Source organism: Anaerocolumna sp. AGMB13025 (genome assembly GCF_029689925.1).
Classification (GTDB): Bacteria; Bacillota; Clostridia; order Lachnospirales; family Lachnospiraceae; genus Anaerocolumna.
The window spans coordinates 1,274,394-1,293,896 of sequence record NZ_CP121445.1; the positions used below are offsets into that span (position 1 = coordinate 1,274,394).

19 protein-coding genes and 1 other annotated feature are annotated in these 19,503 nt (G+C 37.4%); of the genes, 14 read left to right on the forward strand and 5 right to left on the reverse strand.

Going from position 1 to position 19,503, the window contains the following annotated elements; all coding sequences use genetic code 11:
• Nucleotides 1–85 precede the first annotated feature (85 nt).
• Nucleotides 86–1,939, reverse strand: a complete 1,854-nt coding sequence (locus QA584_RS05345) for a M56 family metallopeptidase (protein ID WP_278273473.1) — start codon at nt 1,937–1,939, stop codon at nt 86–88.
• A gap of 3 nt (nt 1,940–1,942) precedes the next feature.
• The gene (locus QA584_RS05350) at nt 1,943–2,305 is read right to left on the reverse strand and encodes a BlaI/MecI/CopY family transcriptional regulator (protein ID WP_278273474.1); all 363 of its coding nucleotides are present in this window, start codon (nt 2,303–2,305) and stop codon (nt 1,943–1,945) included.
• A gap of 349 nt (nt 2,306–2,654) precedes the next feature.
• Between QA584_RS05350 and QA584_RS05355 the strand changes: the two genes are divergently transcribed.
• The 3 genes from QA584_RS05355 (at nt 2,655) to QA584_RS05365 (ending at nt 5,379) form a co-directional block, all read left to right on the forward strand.
• Entirely contained in the window at nt 2,655–3,314 is a 660-nt protein-coding gene (locus tag QA584_RS05355; RefSeq protein WP_278273475.1) for a zinc dependent phospholipase C family protein, read from the forward strand.
• Nucleotides 3,315–3,557: 243 nt separating this feature from the next.
• Nucleotides 3,558–4,457: a helix-turn-helix transcriptional regulator gene (locus QA584_RS05360; protein ID WP_278273476.1), complete on the forward strand. Its 900-nt coding sequence runs from the start codon at nt 3,558–3,560 to the stop codon at nt 4,455–4,457.
• A 31-nt stretch (nt 4,458–4,488) separates the two neighbouring features.
• The gene (locus tag QA584_RS05365) at nt 4,489–5,379 is read left to right on the forward strand and encodes an SPL family radical SAM protein (RefSeq protein WP_278273477.1); all 891 of its coding nucleotides are present in this window, start codon (nt 4,489–4,491) and stop codon (nt 5,377–5,379) included.
• Between the two features lie 244 nt (nt 5,380–5,623).
• Here QA584_RS05365 and QA584_RS05370 read toward each other — a convergent pair whose 3' ends face one another.
• Nucleotides 5,624–5,986: a VOC family protein gene (locus tag QA584_RS05370; RefSeq protein ID WP_278273478.1), complete on the reverse strand. Its 363-nt coding sequence runs from the start codon at nt 5,984–5,986 to the stop codon at nt 5,624–5,626.
• Nucleotides 5,987–6,283: 297 nt separating this feature from the next.
• Here QA584_RS05370 and QA584_RS05375 point away from each other — a divergent pair, with 297 nt between their 5' ends.
• The 10 genes from QA584_RS05375 (at nt 6,284) to QA584_RS05420 (ending at nt 16,138) form a co-directional block, all read left to right on the forward strand.
• Nucleotides 6,284–7,363: a bifunctional glycosyltransferase family 2/GtrA family protein gene (locus QA584_RS05375; RefSeq protein ID WP_278273479.1), complete on the forward strand. Its 1,080-nt coding sequence runs from the start codon at nt 6,284–6,286 to the stop codon at nt 7,361–7,363.
• A complete protein-coding gene (locus QA584_RS05380) occupies nt 7,360–8,388 on the forward strand; it encodes a phosphodiester glycosidase family protein (RefSeq protein WP_278273480.1) in 1,029 nt (342 codons plus the stop codon). The genes QA584_RS05375 and QA584_RS05380 overlap by 4 nt, the downstream gene beginning before the upstream one ends.
• Before the next feature lies 1 nt (nt 8,389).
• On the forward strand, nt 8,390–8,593 hold the full coding sequence (locus QA584_RS05385; protein WP_278273481.1) for a hypothetical protein: 204 nt from the start codon (nt 8,390–8,392) through the stop codon (nt 8,591–8,593).
• Nucleotides 8,594–8,892: 299 nt separating this feature from the next.
• Entirely contained in the window at nt 8,893–9,600 is a 708-nt protein-coding gene (locus tag QA584_RS05390; protein ID WP_278273482.1) for a response regulator transcription factor, read from the forward strand.
• Nucleotides 9,594–10,523: a sensor histidine kinase gene (locus QA584_RS05395; protein WP_278273483.1), complete on the forward strand. Its 930-nt coding sequence runs from the start codon at nt 9,594–9,596 to the stop codon at nt 10,521–10,523. Before QA584_RS05390 ends, QA584_RS05395 begins: the two co-directional genes overlap by 7 nt.
• A gap of 293 nt (nt 10,524–10,816) precedes the next feature.
• On the forward strand, nt 10,817–11,737 hold the full coding sequence (locus QA584_RS05400) for an ABC transporter ATP-binding protein (protein ID WP_278273484.1): 921 nt from the start codon (nt 10,817–10,819) through the stop codon (nt 11,735–11,737).
• Complete coding sequence (locus QA584_RS05405; RefSeq protein WP_278273485.1) at nt 11,734–12,429, forward strand: ABC transporter permease; 696 nt, start codon at nt 11,734–11,736, stop codon at nt 12,427–12,429. The genes QA584_RS05400 and QA584_RS05405 overlap by 4 nt, the downstream gene beginning before the upstream one ends.
• Nucleotides 12,430–12,641: 212 nt before the next feature.
• Nucleotides 12,642–12,866, forward strand: a binding site (T-box leader).
• A gap of 320 nt (nt 12,867–13,186) precedes the next feature.
• Nucleotides 13,187–14,185, forward strand: coding sequence for an ABC transporter substrate-binding protein (locus QA584_RS05410; RefSeq protein WP_278273486.1), 999 nt, complete (start codon nt 13,187–13,189; stop codon nt 14,183–14,185).
• 287 nt (nt 14,186–14,472) lie between these two features.
• The gene (locus tag QA584_RS05415) at nt 14,473–15,372 is read left to right on the forward strand and encodes an ABC transporter permease (RefSeq protein ID WP_278273487.1); all 900 of its coding nucleotides are present in this window, start codon (nt 14,473–14,475) and stop codon (nt 15,370–15,372) included.
• Entirely contained in the window at nt 15,365–16,138 is a 774-nt protein-coding gene (locus QA584_RS05420) for an ABC transporter ATP-binding protein (protein ID WP_278273488.1), read from the forward strand. The genes QA584_RS05415 and QA584_RS05420 overlap by 8 nt, the downstream gene beginning before the upstream one ends.
• Nucleotides 16,139–16,273: 135 nt before the next feature.
• On the opposite strand, the gene QA584_RS05425 is transcribed toward QA584_RS05420, so the two are convergent.
• A complete protein-coding gene (locus QA584_RS05425) occupies nt 16,274–17,146 on the reverse strand; it encodes an AraC family transcriptional regulator (protein ID WP_278273489.1) in 873 nt (290 codons plus the stop codon).
• 388 nt (nt 17,147–17,534) lie between these two features.
• On the opposite strand from QA584_RS05425, the gene QA584_RS05430 reads away from it, so the two are divergent.
• On the forward strand, nt 17,535–18,932 hold the full coding sequence (locus QA584_RS05430) for a family 4 glycosyl hydrolase (RefSeq protein ID WP_278273490.1): 1,398 nt from the start codon (nt 17,535–17,537) through the stop codon (nt 18,930–18,932).
• Between the two features lie 83 nt (nt 18,933–19,015).
• On the opposite strand, the gene QA584_RS05435 is transcribed toward QA584_RS05430, so the two are convergent.
• Nucleotides 19,016–19,339, reverse strand: coding sequence for a putative quinol monooxygenase (locus tag QA584_RS05435; protein WP_278273491.1), 324 nt, complete (start codon nt 19,337–19,339; stop codon nt 19,016–19,018).
• Between the last annotated feature and the right edge of the window lie 164 nt (nt 19,340–19,503).

Consider the following 19,503-nt stretch of genomic DNA (forward strand, 5'->3'; position numbering starts at 1 on the left):
CTGATTAAAACAGCCGGTAAAGAGTAACTAACTCATTTAGACAGTTACCCTTTGCTGGCTTGTTGCTGTTTTATACCACTATTATTTAACGTATATTCGTAAGGGTAAATATTCCATTCTTATATTCTATATCTACCTCAAAATCCTCCAACCCATCATCATATAGAGGGGTAGCCCAGCCGGTGATTACTACTCCGGGTGGAATCGTCATAGTTAATTTATCCTTAATATTAAAATGAACAATATTACCTAAGTAAAGCCCCCTTGCATTTTCATCTTCTTTTAATCCGTTAAAGGTGGTTTCTCTTAATTTATTCTGTCCGTCATAAACGGTAATGGTTTTTGTGTCTTTGTCATACTGATAGGTAATCCGCTTCTCCAACTGAGATATATAATCAGCTGCAAGAAAAGGGGTGGGGATAAAGCTATCCATGTCTGTCGGTTCCAAAAGGTACAGCTGCTCTATGGCAAAACCAGTACCGCTTGCTACATAACAGGAAATTGCCAGTTCTTTGACCTTGTCATTATCATAATCGAAGTAGTTCATAGTGGGTAGGATTAAACGGGGAGTCAGATAAAGCCAGTCAAAGGTAAGGAGTTTATCTTTCACTTGCAGGATGACACCGACACCGCCAAAATCACGGTCATTATAACCATACAGGCGAATATGATCTGAGGGAAGTTCTGCCAAAAGGCAGATACTGGTTTCCCAGCCTTTATCCATTATTTTTTTCGCTTTTTTTAAATCTCCTAACGTAACCTGAGAAAGTCTTTTTAATAATTCCTCTTTTTTAGCTCCGTCAAGTGTTTCTAAAGATATTGGATTACTATAGATAGAATTTGAATTACTATTTACTGCCTCAGAATCTGTAGTGGACATATCAATAGATTCCTTTGACTTGTCATAGGAGTTCATAGTTTCTTTTGAAAGATCTTTAAATATATTGGTAATACTCTTATCCTGAGAACTCGTTATTGTGACCTTAATAGTATCTTTTCCTGGATTTGCCAGACACATAATTCCAATGGCGGAGCAAACTAATATCACAATTACCAAAACCCAGACTACCGGCTTCTTATAATGTAATATATTTTTTACTCTTTCCCTGGTATTATTTACTCCAAAGGCCAAGGGGCTATTGGGTCTTAAGGGTTTATTGGAAGCTAAGAGCAGCAAAGAACGGGAATATTCTTTTTTAAACTCTGTTCCCATATGTTTCATTACGGCTTCATCACAGACCATTTCCATATCCTTTGACATAAGGTAATAGGAGAGCCAGACAAAGGGGTTGAACCAGTGTAATACGGCTGCCAGAAAAAATAACAATTTCATGACCTGATCATAATGACGGATATGCATGGCTTCATGGGCAAGAACATGGGATAATTCCTGTTCTTTTAGATGAAATGGTATGTAAATTCTGGGATTAATTAACCCAAAGACAAAAGGACTACTAATCTTATCGCACTGATATATATTATCCCGCAAAGGAATCGACGCTTTTACCTGTCTATGGATGTTATAATAATTGATAATACTGTACAACAGCAGCAGGATTATTCCGAAAATCCATATGACTGAACCGGTAAAAGCAAGAGACTGTATGGGATTCGTGACTGTAAAAGGTGTTGCTGATAAATTCCTTGCCAGTACCGGATTAACAATCCGGTTAAGAGTAGTGATGCCACTATCAATTTCTGGAATTTTATTATAGATAATATCCGGTCTTATCGTATTACTGCTTGGCAGCAGGCTGATTTTGCTTACAAAAGAAACAGGGCAGACAAGTCTGTATAGTACGATACCCCAAAGCAGATAGGAATATAGTTTGGGAACTCTTTTAAGGAATAACCGGAGGATACTTATGATTCCGATTACGTAACTGGCTGTAATGCTCATATTCAGTATTTTTAAGAAAATAGTTATGATCTGTTCCATTGCCTATTCTCCTTTGTAATCATCAATTAATCGTTCAATCTCTTCGATTTCTTTTTTGGTAAGTGTTTTGTTACGCATAAAAGCTGCAATAAACATTGGAAAAGAGCCTCCAAAGGTACGGTCTATAAATTGCGCGCTTTCATATTTTTGTACCTCTTCCTTTGGAATTAATGAAATGACCACCGAATCCTCTGTCTTTAAAATTCCTTTGTCACAGAGTTTTTTAAGAACCGTATAGGTTGTTGTCCGCTTCCATTCCAGACGTTCCTGGCACAGCATGATTAATTCCTTTATGGACACCGGTTCATGTTCCCATACAATACAGGCAAACCGGTATTCACTTTCATAAATTTTTGGTATCTCCATATTAACCTCCATCTGCCGTATTTGGTGTGATCGCGGATAAACATTTATCTTATAATTTATACCTGTTGCATATTGCAGCAATCACGGTTGTAAACACATTTTTTTTACCTACATCTGTAGTAAATGGTACATTGTAATGGTGTTATCGAATTGTCTACTGGAATAGACAATGTTAGTCTATCACAATAGACAGTTTTTGTAAAGAGTCCTGTTTACGTTCTTCATTACATATGCATAACATTATACATAACATATTCCTTACTCTTTAGTTGGATTGTGTTTGGATATTTCGGTCAACTTTGCTATAATATAATAAGTTAACTTAAGGTAGAGTAAAAGGAGAAATAGTATGGCTTCCTGGATGGTACATTTTCGTATAGCAGACGGTTTATTAAAACATTTAGAGGTAAATGCAGCACAGTTTATTGTGGGTAATATTGGACCCGACTGCGGTGAGCCAAATGAAGACTGGAGTGCCTTTAACCCTCCTGCCGTTATAACCCATTGGACCAAAACCGGTAGGAAACGGGATATTAACAGCCAGGGCTTTTATAAGGAATATATCGAATATAATACAGATAAGGAAACGTTATCCTTTTATCTGGGTTATTATGTCCATCTGCTGACAGATATCCTGTGGGTAGAAAAAATACACCTGCCGACGAAGGAGAAGTTTATCAAGGAATTTGAGAGAGATAAGGATTTTATATGGAAGGTTAAGGAGGATTGGTCTGACCAGGATCATTTATTTTTATTAAATCATCCGGACTTTCGGGCATTTCGTATCTTTGAAGCAGTAAAGGAATTTCCTAATATATATCTGGATTATTATTCCCAAACGGCAATTGAAAAACAGATTCAGCATATATCCGGTTTTTATAGTTCTCACGAAGGTGATCTTAACAGGGAATATACCTATCTGAATCAGGAACAGGCAGATAACTTCGTTGTAATGGCCCTTCAGAAAATTTGCAAGGATTTAAGGGATAAGAACCTGACTGTTTGTTAGGTGATGATAAGAAAGTATAAAAGTCATAAAAAGTAAAAGTGTAAAAACGTTTAAAAGCCAATGTATAGGTTTCCTGTAAAGCGACTGATGAAGTTTTGGCAGAGCGAAGGGTTATAACTGGCAGCCGGAGGAACTTTCCTCTATGTAGTATATTAACTGACGGCAGCAAGACGGATAATATGACATGATGTTGTCATATATAATGTGTTATTATTAATCAGGTGAAAAAGTGCAGGTGATAGGATGCAGGTAAATCGATTATTTGAAATTGTATATATTTTATTAAATAAGAATTATATTACTGCAAAAGAACTTGCAGATCATTTTGAAGTATCCGTCCGTACCATATACCGGGATATTGATGTTCTTGGTCAGTCTGGTATACCGATTTATACCAGTAAGGGAAAAGGCGGCGGCATCGGACTCCTTGACAACTTTGTGTTGAACAAATCCGTACTCTCTAAAAAAGAGCAGGAAGAAATCATATCGGCTCTTCAGGGTCTGAATGCTACCAATTATCCAGATTTAGACCAGGTGCTTTCAAAACTGAACAACCTCTTTGGCACCAGTCAGGCGAATTGGATTGAAGTAGACTTTACAGACTGGAGCAACAGTCAGAAGGAAAAATTCCTTCAGATAAAGACAGCTATTATACAAAAGAGAGTATTAATCTTTGATTATTACAGTACCTATGGAGAGAAGACAAACCGGGAAACAGAGCCCCTTCAGTTGTGGTTTAAAGATAAAACCTGGTATGTAAAGGCATACTGCAGGAATAAATCAGGTATACGGACCTTTAAGCTGAACCGGATGAAGGAACTGATTCTGACCGATGAAACCTTTGTTCGGGAAATGCCCCTTAATCAGACTGACTTTTTTGTCGACAACCCCCTTGCCAATGTGGAAACCATAGTAATGAAGATTTCAGAAACCCAGGCTTACCGGGTATATGACGAGTTTATAGAAAGTCAGATTGAAAAGGAGAAAGACGGCAGTTTTAAGGTAACATTTTCTTTCCCGTTGGATGAATGGGTTTATGGATATATCCTGTCCTTTGGAAGCTTTGGGGAGGTACTAGAACCTGACTATATACGGAATATAATAAAAAAACGGCTTAAAGAGGCTCTTGTATTATATGATTAAGAGCCATAACCAGATGGATAAGAGGTATAAAATGCAGTATATCCCAGCAAAAACCATTGTTACCAGAACCAGGGATGATTCCTGGTTTGGAACGGATTACACCATGAATATTTATAAAGGCTGCTGCCACGGCTGTATCTATTGTGACAGCCGTAGTGACTGCTACCGGGTGGAGAAGTTTGATACCGTAAGGACCAAGGAAAATGCCCTGGAGATAATCAGGGACGAACTACGCAGAAAGGTTAAAACAGGAGTGGTTGGTACCGGTGCCATGAGTGATCCCTATAATCCTTTTGAACAGGAATTCTCTCTTACCAGGCATTCCCTGGAATTAATCGATGCCTATGGTTTTGGGGCTGCAATTGCTACAAAAAGCAGCTTAATTACAAGAGACATCGACATCTTAAAGCTGATTAGGGATCATTCTCCGGTTATCTGTAAAATTACCATAACCACGTTTGATGACACCATAGCTAAGATAATTGAGCCCAATGCAGACCCTTCCTCCACACGTTTTGAAGCCCTTAAGAAACTGACAGAGGCGGGAATTTATGCAGGTCTTTTATTAATGCCTGTTCTTCCTTTTATTAATGACAATAAGGAGAACATTGTTAATATAGTCCGCCTGGCAGGAAAACATGGTGCTAAATTTATATATCCTTTCTTTGGGGTTACCTTGCGAAGCGGTCAAAGGGAATATTTTTATGATAGATTAGAGGAAGGGTTCCCGGGGATAAAAGACAGATATATAAACCGTTATGGGGATAACTATCAATGTACCAGTCCAAATTCCAGGGAGTTGTATCGGATCTTTGCAGAAGAATGTGAGAAACATAAGATTCTATATAGAATGAAGGATATAATCAGGGCTTATAAAGCAGGGTATGAATATAAGCAGTTGTCTATATTTGATTACGATTAAACAGCTTTGATTTAGTTTTTCAAGCTGTTTTATTTTGTTTAAATAGTTTAGAGCGTTAAAAACCAATGAGGCTGTTGCAAATCAAAGACTAAATTACCTGGGAGAGAATAAGGATTATATTTTATGCCCAGGGTTGGTATCCTATATTTTGCAACAGCCCCTTAAATTACGTATCTTTTGTCATAAGCCAGTAATACTAATAAACTTACAATATCAGTCGTAATGGATTACCCGCAGATATCCTTTACATATGCTGTGCGAACTGAACCTTTAAGCCATTCGGATCCTGAACGTAGATAAACTTAAGATGCGGGTTCGGCTGAAAAGGACCGCCTTGAACAGGAATATTTTTCTCTTTCAGAAAGTCCATAAATTCCTCAAGAGAGGTCACCTCAAATCCAAGAGAAATATCAGGACCAATTGTAACCGAGGAAGCATTCTTATTATGAATCAGTTCAATTTTCGTCTCACCCTCACCTAAAAAGGTAATTTCTACATCAGGACCAGCCTGCAATTTCCGGTCTATCGCAAGCCCAGCTATTTCCTGATAAAATTTTATAGATTCTTCCATGTCATTTACTTGAATCGTACACCAATTAAATTTCATTTCTACCACCTGTCCCTTTCTTATTTCCTGGCCCGTCAAATCTTAAGACCCGCCAGAGTGCCTAAAAGTCGTTCAATCTATATTGTATTCTTTTATCTGCATTTATATTAGAAAAAGTATGTTCCTATAACAGGCTTTTCCAATTGGCAGTTTAATTTAACTATATCACATTACAGTATCCTTTACAAGGAAGGTGCGGATAACGGATTTAAAAATATTTCCAAGATTTTAGGTTTATTTTAACTTGTTCCTTTATTATTGACACATACTAATTGTTAATTAAGAAAGGAGCATTCTATGGATATAGCAATTATACCTGCCTATAACCCGGATGAGAAATTATTGGAACTAGTCCGTAATCTTCGGGAAAGCGGGCTTGAGACGATTATTGTTGTAAATGACGGAAGTGAACATGGCACAATTCATATTTTTGATCAGCTTAAAAAATACGTGACGCTGTTAAATCATGAAATCAACCGGGGAAAAGGTGCCGCTATTAAAACGGCTTTAGCTTATATAGAAAAGAATCCAGGGGAAATAGACGGTATTGTATTACTGGATGCAGACGGCCAGCACCGCACGGAGGATGCCTTGCGTCTTCTAAAAGAACTTCAACGGAACCAGGACAGTCTGGTCCTTGGAGTCAGGCAGTTTAAAGGTAATATACCGTTTCGTTCCTTATTCGGCAATACAGTTACAAAATTTGTTTTCCGAATGATCAGCGGCAAATGGGTATCCGATACACAAACCGGGCTTAGGGCGTTTTCAAAAGCAATGGTACCAAAGCTTATAGCCATAAAAGGTGAGCGGTACGAGTATGAAATGAATGTACTGTTATCTTGCGCGAAAAGTGACATCAGGATTGCGCAAGTGCCCATTACAACCATATACCATGATGAAAAAAACACCTGCTCCCACTTTCGTACCATCAGGGATTCGGTGAGGATATACGGCAATATTCTGGCCTTTTCCGGTACCTCCTTTTTAAGTTTCCTGCTGGATTATATCCTGTTTTTCATTCTGGTGCAGATCTTTATGTCCTGGTTCTTAAAATCAGATGCTGTTGTTCTTGGTAATATAGCTGCCAGACTCATAAGCGGCGCCTTTAACTATTATTTAAACAGTACCTTTATCTTTAAAGAAGAGAATAACCGCTTTAAATCCATGATAAGCTATGCAATGCTTGCTGGATTTATTTTGTTCTTAAATACGGCAATCCTTTATATCCTGTACGATTATCTGGGACTTAACCGGGCCATAGCTAAATTAATAACAGAGCTTTTACTGTTTATCATAAGTTTTACCGTACAGAAATTTATTATATTTAATAAGGGCTTAAAGAGAAGAAGTCACTTAAAAGGAGGCAATAACTTATGAAGGATAAAAAGAAATTAATGCCGGTATGGCTTCTCATTGCCATTGATCTGGTAATAATAGCAGCTTATGTAGGCGGATTTTACCGGTTCTATTATTTGACGTCAAGACAGCTGGAAAGCAGCGGGGTAAAAACCAATACACAAGACCAGGCCTACCTGCCGCCAAAGAGCACCACAGGTACAACAGACACTGCCGGTAATGATACCGGAGAATCCACAGTAACAGTTGATACTACGGATACCACAGAGGAGCTGCGGACTAAATTTGCCGCTCACTTTACGGATACTGTTGTATCCAATGAGAATTCCTATACCAGCAAAGATATCTCAATTGAAGTAAATCAATATACGGAAGGGTCCGGTGGAAATATCGTAACCTACTACGTGGCAGATATTTATGTGGCGGATATAAAGTGCCTCCAGAGCGGATTTGCAGACAATACCTTCGGGATAGGGTATGCGCAGGACTTAATCAACATGGATGAATCCCTGAATGCCATATTGGCAATTAACGGCGATTACTACGGAAACGGCTCACAGGGCGTAGTAATTAGAAACGGGGAAGTATACCGGAAAGAAAACGGTAATTCAGATGTATGCGTCCTTTATTACGACGGTACCATGAAAACCTACACCGCAGCAGACTTTAATACGGAAGAAGCCATTGCAGACAACGCCTATCAGGCCTGGAGCTTCGGCCCCAGACTCCTTGATGATAACGGCAATAGTATGGAGAGTTTCACCACCAACAGTCATATCAAAGAAGAAAATCCAAGAACCGCCATCGGCTATTACGAGCCGGGCCATTATGCCTTTGTAGTGGTAGACGGACGCCAAAGCGGCTATTCCTACGGTCTGACCCTGACCCAGTTCTCCAAACTATTTGAGAAACTAGGCTGTAAAGCAGCATATAACTTAGATGGCGGGAAATCCTCAGAAATGACATTCAATGATGCCTTAGTAAACCGCCCCGCCGGCGGAGGCAGAGAAGTTAGCGACTGTATAATATTAAAGGAGGTCCGATAAAATGAATATAATAAAAAACATCCTGCCCCATATCATAATCATCCTCTCCGGAATATTTATAATATTTCTGATACTGGATAACTATAACCCAACCATGAACTTTATTAATAACACAGTATCCATAAAACTATTCTGGATCTTTTGCTTACTGTCCATAATAAATTCCATTCTAGCTATAGCTACTAACCGTAAAATATTTAAATAAAAGCCTAAAGTAAAGATAAAATTTCACGTTTTAAAGTGTAAGTATTTGTAGTAAAATTAATCACAGGGAATCCTCCTCATTTTTGTTTAGTGGAATTATTTTGTGGTAATTTAATTTTACAACAAAAAGAAAGAGGATTCCTTATATTTTGGGCATTTTCCGAAAGTTGTTTATAAAGAGAGTTATGAATCTGAGACTCTGTGGATAAATCTGCGGAAGGAATTATTACATTGACAGGAATGTAAGACTTGTTTATGATAAAAGATAAAACGGAATAACTATGAAATATAGGTGGGAAAATGAACTATTCAATTTTAATTGTGGAAGACGACAATGATATATGTAAAATGCTTGAAGAAGCTCTGATACAGCCGGATTATACAATTTATACTGCCATGGATGGAAAGGAAGCACTTGAAATGTTCCGTAAGCATAATGACCTATGCTTAATTCTCTTGGATTTGATGCTTCCGGAATTAGACGGTCTTAGCGTATTAAAGAAAATAAGAGAGACCAGTACCGTTCCCATACTGATTTTATCAGCTAAAAGCGGTGAATATGAAAAAGTACTCGGACTTGAATTCGGGGCAGATGATTACATTACAAAGCCATTCTCTGTTATGGAATTGCAGGCCAGGGTTAAGGCGTTTATCAGAAGAACCACACAATACCAAAAAGAGCCGGAAGCTCAGAGCGGGGAAAAGATAACAGTCGGTGAAATAGAAATGGAACTGGATAATTTTATCGTGAAAAAGAACAGAGAAATCATTAACCTTACTGCAAAAGAATTTAATCTTTTGAAACTTTTTATTACCCATCCGGGTAAGGTATATACAAAAGTTCAGCTATATAAAGAAATCTGGGATGATAATTTTTTGAATGATGAAAATGTAGTCAATGTTCAAATCAGAAGATTAAGGGAAAAAATAGAAACGAATCCTTCGGAGCCGGAATATATTAAAACAATCTGGGGAATCGGCTATAAGCTGGGGGAATTCCCATGCTGATTTTCCTATTAATCCTCATCAGTATCGTTCTGGCTTTCCTGTTCTTTCTTGTTAATTACAGATATTCCAACCAGTCCAGACAACTTTTATTACTTAAAAATAACATAGCCGATGTCATCAAATATAAATCACCGAATAAAATTATGCTTACGACTGAGAATGCAGCCCTGCAGCAGGTATTGGTGGAGATCAATCATTTATATGAGCAAAAAATAAATGCAGAATTAAAAGTATTGGACCAGGAAGAGATGAATAAAAAGATGCTGGCCAACATATCCCATGACCTAAAGACTCCTTTAACCGTAATCTTGGGATATGCCGAACTGCTCCAGAGTTCTCCTGAGATAAACAGTGAGTCGGTAGAGGAGAAAGTACTTAAAATCCAAAAAAATGCTAAGGAAGTATTAAAAGTCATAGATGCCTTTTTTGATCTTATGAAATTGGAATCCGGGGACTTTCTGTTCCAATCTGAACCGGTTGATATAAGTGAACTGTGCCGGGAAGAAATTATAAATTATTATGAAGTACTTCAATCAGAAGGGTTTCAAGTGGACCTTAACATACCGGATAAGCAGGTACTGATTACAGCAGATTCTACTGCATTAAAAAGAGTTCTAGGGAACTTGATACAGAATGCAGTCCGTTACGGTGGGGATGGGAAATATCTGAAACTAAAGGTCTGGGAAAACGAAAACGGATGTTATATCGAAGTGATTGACAAGGGAAAAGGGATAGTAGAAGATAAACAAGACAAAGTCTTTGAGCGGCTCTTTACGCTGGAAGATTCCAGAAATAAAAAATATCAGGGCAGTGGTTTGGGACTTACTATAACAAAAAGGCTCATTGAAGCCATGAATGGAAGTATAAGTTTAAAAAGCATTCCTTATGTAGAAACAGCATTTACGGTTTATTTAAAAAAGTAATAGTAACCTTACGAATTGATTAGCACCATTTTAAGTGGCAAATAACTTAGTGGTGCTAAATTTTTATCTTATATGGATAGTTTTACCATAACAATACGTTTAACGGAATTTACGCATACAACCGAAGGCTTTGCAGACTTATAGGAAGACTATTATGAAATTAATGTAAGAAAAGTATATCTTAAATGTAAGATTAATTTGGTTTATATGTAAGGAAATTGTTATAAATAAATGGCGGGACCCTTTATAATAAACATAGATAAAAAAACAAATCTTAGAAAGTGAGTCTAACAATGGAGGAAATTATAAAATTAAGGGAAGTTACAAAAACATATAACCAGAATGAAGTTGTAAGGAATGTCAGCATGGATATTAAGAGAGGACAGATATATGGGTTTTTAGGTCCGAATGGTGCCGGTAAAACAACAATTATGAAGATGATTCTGAATTTGGTAAAACCTACCTCAGGAATCATAGAAGTATTTGGGGAAGTTTTGAACACGTCATCCTGCTCTTATTTAAAAAGGATTGGAAATATTATAGAATATCCGGTATTTTATGATAAGCTTACGGTAATGGAAAATTTAAAATTGCACTGTGATTATATGGGGTTTTATGATTATAAAGAGATTGACGAAGTACTTAAGTTAGTGCATCTGGACAAGATAGGTCCAAAGCCTGTAACAGAATTCTCCCTTGGTATGAAGCAAAGGCTTGGGATAGCCCGAGCCTTGCTTACTAATCCGGAACTGCTGATTTTAGATGAACCTATTAATGGGCTTGATCCTATGGGAATAAAAGAAATGCGTGAGTTATTCCTGAAAATAAAGAAACAGTATAACACAACCATATTAATATCCAGCCATATTATTACGGAAATTGAGCAAATAGCAGATATGATCGGAGTTATTAATAACGGTAAAATAATAAAAGAAGTTACCATGAAGGACATACAAAAAGAAAATCTTCAGTATATTGAAATTTCTGTAGGTGATCAAAAGAAAGCCGTTACCGTTTTGGATTCTAAATTCCAGACCAGTAATTTTAAGGTGGTATCAGATAACAGTATCCGGATCTATGAGGAAAATATTTCTCAGAAAGACTTATGTAAAGAGTTAATACTCTCCGGGGTTAATGTATATGGAATTACAAGTAAAAGTGATAATCTTGAGGATTATTTTATGAATTTAATCAATGGAGGAATAGAACAATGATTTCATTACTGAAACTGGAGTTTAAAAAATTTAATATCTGGAGATATGGAATAAGTTTTCTTATTATTACTGCGGCAATACTATCTTTAACCGTGTTAATCGGTGCCGTCGAACTGGATGAAGATACTATGGTAACATCCTCTCAGGAGTTAATGGCAATTTCGGATATATTTATAAGGCTTACATTTACCATTGTCAGCGGAGTTCTTATTTCTAAATTAATTATTAGTGAATTTAAGAATTCTACAATAAAAATAATGTTTACTTATCCCATATCCAGAAAGAAGATAATTGGAGCTAAATTAATCATCATATGGACACTTATCTTTACAGCTATTATTTTGGAGAACTTATTGATTGCAGCCGGTTTAAAAATTATAGACAGCAGTAGTTCTGTTTTACCAATCCCTATTACTTATAGTGATATTACTGCCCGGATTCCGGTTATCCTTTATAGCGCCTTAATTAACGCCGGTCTTAGTTTAATTCCTTTGTATTTTGGGATGAGGAAGAAATCTACCACCACAACGATTGTTGCCTCAGTAATCGTATCCTTTCTGATTAACGGTTCTATCAATGGTCAGGAAACAAGCCTTTATACTATAACGGTTATACCGGTGCTGTTATGTCTGTCTGGAGTATTAATAGCCTTTATCTCATATTGTAATATTGAAAAAACAGATATTAATTAGTACTGCACGAAGGTGTCCATAAGATAAGCAAAGACTTTGGCAGGAGTCTGCATGCCGGCCTCCTGCCAACTGCTGAATAAATATAAAATTCCAGACACTGAATAGAATAAAAATATTTACACTGAATAAATATAAAATTTCTACACTGAATAAATATAAAATTTCTATATTGACAAAAGTGTAATCTCATATTAAGATTAATATACTAATAAGCAAAACCGTTGAGAAAGAATAGTAAGCTTTAATACAACATTACAGAGAGCCGCGGTGGTGGGATGCGGTATGGAGTTTTTGGCTGAATGGGCTTTTGAGGGCAACCCGAACTTTAGTAGGCGTTGACGGTACCATAACCGTTACTAGTATGGCATATATGTTAGTATATGAAAAAGTGGACTTTGTCAAATTGAGTGGTACCGCGGATAATATTCGTCTCAAGTATATTTATACTTGGGGCCTTTTTTATTTTACGCGGAAAGTTCTCTGAAACGATCCTGCAAAATAAAAAGTAATAAAGCACGCTTAATAAAGTTCATGACAGCAAAATGAAACGGCCGGTATAAAACTTATTATTTTTACCAATTATCCTATACAGGATAATAAAACCTTCCGAGTGCATTGTCTCAATTATAATCAGCAGGCATATTAGAGTTAATCCGAAAAACAGAAGGTGTAACTGTTCGTTACAAAGGGAAACCTTGTAGAATGTTTGGGTGAATCTTTACAAAATAAAGGTAAAACCCGGAAAGAAGGAGAAGTTATGAAGAAAAGATTAGCGGTGTTAATAGTAGCGGTTCTTGTTATGAGTATGTTAGGAGGCTGCAGCGGAAAAAAAGATGGTCAGGTAACGATCGGAATCGGTCAGTTTGCAGAACATCCCTCCCTGGATAACTGTAAGAAAGGCTTTTTAGCAGGTCTAGCAGAAGCAGGCTATAAAGAAGATGAGAATCTAAAAGTAATTTTTGATAATGCCCAGACAGACGGCGGCACTGCCAGTCAGATTGCCAATGATTTCGTGGCAAAAAAAGTTGATTTAATCTGTGCCATTGCAACCCCTATGGCCCAAAGCGCTTATGGTGCGGCAAAGAATACCAATATACCGGTAATCTTTACTGCAATTACTGACCCGGTTAAGGCAGAACTTGCGAAAGCAGATAAGACACCTAACGGCAATATTACCGGAACCAGTGATAAACTCCCGGTGGAACAGCAGCTGGAAATGATCCGTAAGATTTTACCGGAAGCAAAGACCATTGGTATCTTATACAGCACCAGTGAAATCAATTCGGTTTCCGCCATTGAGGAATATAAAGCCATGGCAGATAAATATGGCTTTGAAATAGTAGAAAGCGGTATATCCACATCGGCAGATATTCCTTTGGCAACAGATAATCTATTGCAGAAGGTTGACTGCATCAGTAATTTAACGGACAATACTGTAGTAAATTCCCTGCCGGTTATCTTAAATAAAGCTGCAACTAAAAAAATTCCCGTCTTCGGCAGCGAAGTAGAGCAGGTTAAGATGGGATGCCTTGCCGCAGAAGGACTGGATTATTATGATTTGGGAGTACAGACCGGAAAAATGGCAGCTCAGGTCTTAAAAGGGGAGAAAAAGGCAAGTGAGATGAACTTTCAGATCATAGAAGAAGCCTCTTTTTATGGTAATACCGCAGTTGCGGAAAATCTTTCAATTACCCTGCCGGAAGATTTAGTGAATTCAGCAAAAGAAATGTTTGATAAAATTACCGAGGATCAGTAAAGAATAAATAACATGACTCTCAAGAAGAATTTCTAAAGCCGTGTGTATAAAGCCGTGTGTATAAAACCGTGTGTCATGGGATTCTAAGTAATAGTGGGGCTGCTGCAAAATGTAAGGTATAACCTTTTATTTAAATTCAATTTATGTTTAGAGAAAAAGTTGTTTCAAGGCATTACTTCTTTAGATTTTAAAGCAGCCACTTTGGGAAAATCGGCTCCATTCATTTTGTCTTACCGTACCGATTGTCCTGGCAGTACATATAGATTAAGAAAGACGAAGGTAAACTTATGTTATCATCACTTTTAACCATACTCTTAGGGGTACTTGTAGAAGGGTTTGTATATGCCATTATGGCTCTGGGAGTATATATTACTTATAAAATACTGGATTTTCCGGATTTGTCCGTAGACGGAACGTTTCCCCTTGGAGGAGCTGTGACGGCGGTACTCATTATCGCTGGTGTAAATCCTTTATTGACCTTGCTGATTTCCTTTATAATCGGAGGAATAGCCGGAATCATTACCGGTATTATCCATGTAAAATTTAAGGTAAGAGATCTGCTGTCCGGTATTATCGTAATGACTGCCCTGTATTCCATTAACTTGCGGATTGCAGGTAAAGCAAATCTCCCCATCTTTACAAAAGAGACCATATTTGAAAATGCTTACCTGGAAAAAATTATTCCAGAAGGACTGAAGCCTTTTCTTACGACAATTATACTATTCATCATCGTACTTCTGATGAAGTTAATACTTGACCTTTATCTAAAGACAAAATCCGGCTACCTTTTAAGGGCAGTAGGTGATAATGATACCCTGGTCACTTCCCTGGCAAAAGATAAGGGAGCGGTTAAAATTATCGGTCTTGCCATTGCCAATGCGTTTGTAGCGTTAGCCGGCTGTATCTATACCCAGAAAAGCGGGTTTTTTGAAATATCCATGGGAACGGGAACCATTGTAATCGGTCTTGCCAGCGTTATTATCGGTACCAATTTATTTAAGCAAATGTCTGCAGTTAAGGCAACCACGGCAGTAGTAATTGGTTCCGTTCTTTATAAAGCCTGCGTATCCATTGCTATTTCATTTGGTCTTGCTGCCTCTGATTTAAAACTTATAACCTCAGTTTTATTTCTGGCAATTTTGATTATTGGCTCAGAACGGAAAAGGAGGGTGAAGACGAATGCTTGAGTTAAAAGAAATCAGTAAATACTATAACCCTGGTACTGTTAATGAAATGTGCCTGTTTGACCGTTTTAATTTAACCGTACAGGATCAGGATTTTGTATCCGTAGTAGGCAGCAACGGTTCAGGGAAAACCTCCATGCTAAACATTATCTGCGGAAGTATTCCGGTAGATAACGGAACCATATCCATTACGAATACAGATATTACCGGAATGCCAGAATACAAACGCTTAAAGCGGATTGGGCGGGTTTATCAAAATCCAGCTATGGGTACCTGTCCTACTATGACAATCCTTGAGAATATGTCCTTAGCCGATAATAAAGGAAAGTACTTTAATTTAAAAAGAGGAACGGATAAAAGCAGAATCGATTATTACAGAGACAGCTTAAAAGTCTTAAATCTGGGACTTGAGGATAAATTACAGATTCCGGTCGGCTCCCTTTCCGGAGGTCAAAGACAGGCTATGGCCTTATTAATGTCCACTATGCCCCCTATCGAATTCTTGATTCTGGATGAACATACGGCGGCACTTGACCCTAAAACTGCCGATACCATCATGGAATTAACCGATAAAATTGTTAAAGAAAAACATCTCACTACCATAATGGTGACCCACAATTTGCGGTATGCCGTGGAATATGGCAGCAGACTTATTATGATGCACCGGGGTGAAATCGTCATAGATAAGGCCGGTGAGGAGAAGAAAAGCCTTAAAATTGATAATATTCTGGATAAATTCAATGAAATCAGTATTGAATGTGGGAATTAATAAGCTTGCTCTATGTTATAGAAGGTGCTTTACTGAAATTATAGCGAAGATGGGATTGAAGATATTTTATATTAAAAAATCACTCAGGTTGTTACCGTCCAGAGTGATTTTTTGTTTTATGAGGAAGGCTCAGCGCTAGAGTCTGGCGAGCCTGACTCTATATTGTTTACGGTATTTAAGAGGTGAGGTCCCCGTAAATTTGAAGAATACTTTTTCAAAATAAGTAATACTTTCATACCCTAAGGTTTCAGCGATTTCAGTTATGTTTAAGTCACAATCCAAAAGTAATTGTTGGGCTTTTTGAATACGGTTAATGTTAATATACTCACTTACTGTAAAGCCGGTAACTTCTTTGAAGATGCGGCTAAGATAGCATTTACTGATAAAAAAACGTTTGGCAAGGTCATCTAAGGATTTAGCTTGTGTACTGTTGGTCATGACAAAGGAGGCAACCTCACTGACTTTTTTATGTTTTGCTGTCATGGCAAGGTTGTTGATTTGTTCTGAATTGGTTATTAAGTCAGTGCGCAAAGCATAGACAAATAAAGAGCTTAATTTCATCATTGCCATAGCAGTATAATGAGTTTGCTTTTGATGCAGTTCCTCTGCGATACCAAGTAGAAGTGACTTTATATAATCCTGTCCGTTGCTGTCTAATAGTAAAACCCCGTATTTAGAGGAAAAAAACTGAGTAAGTGAAATCCCGAAGGAAACTTTAAGAAAGGTTTGAAAAGGTTCTGTTTTTAACTCAATCAAAATTCGGTCATGATAAGATCTGCCGCCGGCAACACTGGTTTTATGAATCTGCCCTTTATTAATAAAAACGAGACTGCCAGCTTTAACGTGATAAGTCTGGTTTTCGATGAAATAGTAACGTTCCCCTTCTATCAAGTAATAGATTTCATATTCATCATGAACATGCTTGGAAGGCATGTTGAATTCATAATCACGGGTAATACGGTCTATGCATAAACCCTCCATGGTTTCTTCAAATGCAATTTGTCTCATAAGGACACCTCCATTATAACCTTCATTTCTTAGCCTTACTCCATGCTAAACTCAATTTTGCAAATACTATATAATTGATTAATTGATTTAGCAATTAATTAAGCTGATTGTTAAAGCTGATTGTTAAACCTGATTGATTAGTTTACATTTAAGCTGATTGATTAGTTTGATTAGTTTTGATTAGTTTGATTGATTAGTAATGATTAGTTGTGGTCAATATAGTTTGAAAAACATCGAAATCAAGCAATATTGTATAAGATTATTATGCCATATTATATTATAATGTCTAGCATAAAGTGTTATAAGAGCGTAAGTGCTTAATTGGTAAAACAGCAAACCTGTATCTGGAAATAGTAAAATCCCAACAGGAGTAAAGGAGAAAAACCTCATGGAATATCAGGACAATAAAGTAAGTGATTTAAAAATAGCCTACATCGGCGGCGGCTCCAGAGGCTGGGCCTGGACCTTTATGACAGATCTTGCATTGGAACCGGCTTTAAGCGGTACTATCTGCCTCTATGATCTGGATAAGAATGCGGCCGTTAACAATCAAATTATTGGTAATCGTCTCTATGACAAAGAGGAAACCTGCGGTAAGTTTAAGTATTCGGTAGCTTCCGACTTAAAGGAAGCTCTGACGGGTGCGGAGTTCATTGTTATTTCAATTTTACCAGGAACCTTTGATGAAATGGAAAGCGATGTACATCTTCCGGAACGCCTTGGAATCTATCAGCCCGTAGGCGACACAGCCGGTCCCGGAGGAATTATCAGAGCCCTTAGAACAATACCTATGTTTAAGGTCATTGCAGAAGCAATCAGGGAATATGCACCGAAAGCCTGGGTTATTAATTATACCAACCCTATGTCCCTATGTGTAAAAACCTTGTATCATGTATTTCCTGAAATCAAAGCCTTTGGCTGCTGCCATGAAGTTTTTGGCACTCAGAAACTGTTAAAGCAAATAACGGAAGAATCTTTGGGAATAGAAACTATCAAAAGAGAAGAAATCTTCGTTAATGTATTGGGTATCAACCATTTTACCTGGTTTGACCATGCATCCTATAAAGGCATCGACTTATTCCCGGTATACCGTGATTATATTGACCGTCATTTTGAAGAAGGCTATCATGAGAATGATAATAACTGGGCAAATAACATGTTTGACTGCTGCCACAGGGTTAAATTTGATCTATTCCGAAAATACGGTTTAATTGCAGCAGCAGGTGACCGTCATCTGGCAGAATTCATGCCAGGGGAAGAATATTTAAAGAATCCTCAGATGGTTAAGGACTGGAAGTTTGCACTAACCACTGTAGCCTGGAGAAAAGAGGATTTGCACAACCGCCTTGACAAGAGTCAAAGACTGGTTGATGGGGAAGAAGTGGATTTAAAGCCATCTGGAGAGGAAGGAATCCTGTTAATTAAAGCGTTATGCGGTCTGGAAAGAGTTATCAGCAATGTGAATATCCCCAATAAAGGGCAACAGATTACGAATCTTGGGGTCAATGTTATAGTTGAGACAAATGCAGTATTTGAACGAGATTCCATTCGCCCTATTATTGCAGGAACTTTGCCTGAAAAGGTATTGGAACTGGTGACCCCTCATGTAAATAACCATGAAACTGTTTTAGAAGCAGCCCTGACCTGTGATAAATCGCTGGTGGTTAAAGCTTTCTTAAATGACCCTTTGGTAAAGGGAAGAGCATCCAAAGCAGAGGTAGTGAAACTTGTAGAGGACATGATACATAATACGATAAAGTATCTGCCGAAAGAATGGAATAAGTAATAATATAGTAATAAAAAACAGCGTGCCAAAAGTCAATGACCTTTAAGCAAGCTGTTTTTAAAATACCTTTATTTCACGCGGGTTTAAGAAAGAGCCATAAATTGCTCAAACTCGACCTCTGTAACATAAGAATCTTTAATAACCTGGAGCTGTTTAAAGTGTTCCGTTTCTTTATGTATATTCAGTACAGTCTGGTCCTTCCAGACTTCGATTAGAAGAATCTGATCCTTTTTATCTGCGGGGAAATAATAATCATACTTTAGGTTCCCATCTTCCTCGCGTGATTTTTTAGGGATTCCCGCCTGTGTTACGGTTTTGTAAAACTCCTCTCTTTTTCCGGGGCGGATGGTATAAGTAACATTTAAAATAACTGTGGTATCTGACTGAGCTGATATTGACTGAGACATGTAATCATTCACCTTTCTTTGGGAAAATATAAGCTGTTTTAACCAATAGTTTTAACAGCCTTTAAGTAAACAGATAGTCCTAATCTAAATTTTAACTTATAAGATAAATAGTAATCTATTTTATTCCAGGTTACAATAACACTTAGAAGTTAATCATTAAATTA

Bases quoted from the DNA above. Each gene is read 5' to 3' on its own strand.
- QA584_RS05365 (WP_278273477.1), top strand. From the start codon at position 4,489: ATGCAGTATATCCCAGCAAAAACCATTGTTACCAGAACCAGGGATGAT.
- QA584_RS05350 (WP_278273474.1), bottom strand. From the start codon at position 2,305: ATGGAGATACCAAAAATTTATGAAAGTGAATACCGGTTTGCCTGTATT.
- QA584_RS05415 (WP_278273487.1), top strand. From the start codon at position 14,473: ATGTTATCATCACTTTTAACCATACTCTTAGGGGTACTTGTAGAAGGG.
- QA584_RS05355 (WP_278273475.1), top strand. From the start codon at position 2,655: ATGGCTTCCTGGATGGTACATTTTCGTATAGCAGACGGTTTATTAAAA.
- QA584_RS05360 (WP_278273476.1), top strand. From the start codon at position 3,558: ATGCAGGTAAATCGATTATTTGAAATTGTATATATTTTATTAAATAAG.
- QA584_RS05435 (WP_278273491.1), bottom strand. From the start codon at position 19,339: ATGTCTCAGTCAATATCAGCTCAGTCAGATACCACAGTTATTTTAAAT.
- QA584_RS05345 (WP_278273473.1), bottom strand. From the start codon at position 1,939: ATGGAACAGATCATAACTATTTTCTTAAAAATACTGAATATGAGCATT.
- QA584_RS05405 (WP_278273485.1), top strand. From the start codon at position 11,734: ATGATTTCATTACTGAAACTGGAGTTTAAAAAATTTAATATCTGGAGA.
- QA584_RS05420 (WP_278273488.1), top strand. From the start codon at position 15,365: ATGCTTGAGTTAAAAGAAATCAGTAAATACTATAACCCTGGTACTGTT.
- QA584_RS05395 (WP_278273483.1), top strand. From the start codon at position 9,594: ATGCTGATTTTCCTATTAATCCTCATCAGTATCGTTCTGGCTTTCCTG.
- QA584_RS05390 (WP_278273482.1), top strand. From the start codon at position 8,893: ATGAACTATTCAATTTTAATTGTGGAAGACGACAATGATATATGTAAA.
- QA584_RS05400 (WP_278273484.1), top strand. From the start codon at position 10,817: ATGGAGGAAATTATAAAATTAAGGGAAGTTACAAAAACATATAACCAG.
- QA584_RS05385 (WP_278273481.1), top strand. From the start codon at position 8,390: ATGAATATAATAAAAAACATCCTGCCCCATATCATAATCATCCTCTCC.
- QA584_RS05375 (WP_278273479.1), top strand. From the start codon at position 6,284: ATGGATATAGCAATTATACCTGCCTATAACCCGGATGAGAAATTATTG.
- QA584_RS05410 (WP_278273486.1), top strand. From the start codon at position 13,187: ATGAAGAAAAGATTAGCGGTGTTAATAGTAGCGGTTCTTGTTATGAGT.
- QA584_RS05370 (WP_278273478.1), bottom strand. From the start codon at position 5,986: ATGAAATTTAATTGGTGTACGATTCAAGTAAATGACATGGAAGAATCT.
- QA584_RS05425 (WP_278273489.1), bottom strand. From the start codon at position 17,146: ATGAGACAAATTGCATTTGAAGAAACCATGGAGGGTTTATGCATAGAC.
- QA584_RS05380 (WP_278273480.1), top strand. From the start codon at position 7,360: ATGAAGGATAAAAAGAAATTAATGCCGGTATGGCTTCTCATTGCCATT.
- QA584_RS05430 (WP_278273490.1), top strand. From the start codon at position 17,535: ATGGAATATCAGGACAATAAAGTAAGTGATTTAAAAATAGCCTACATC.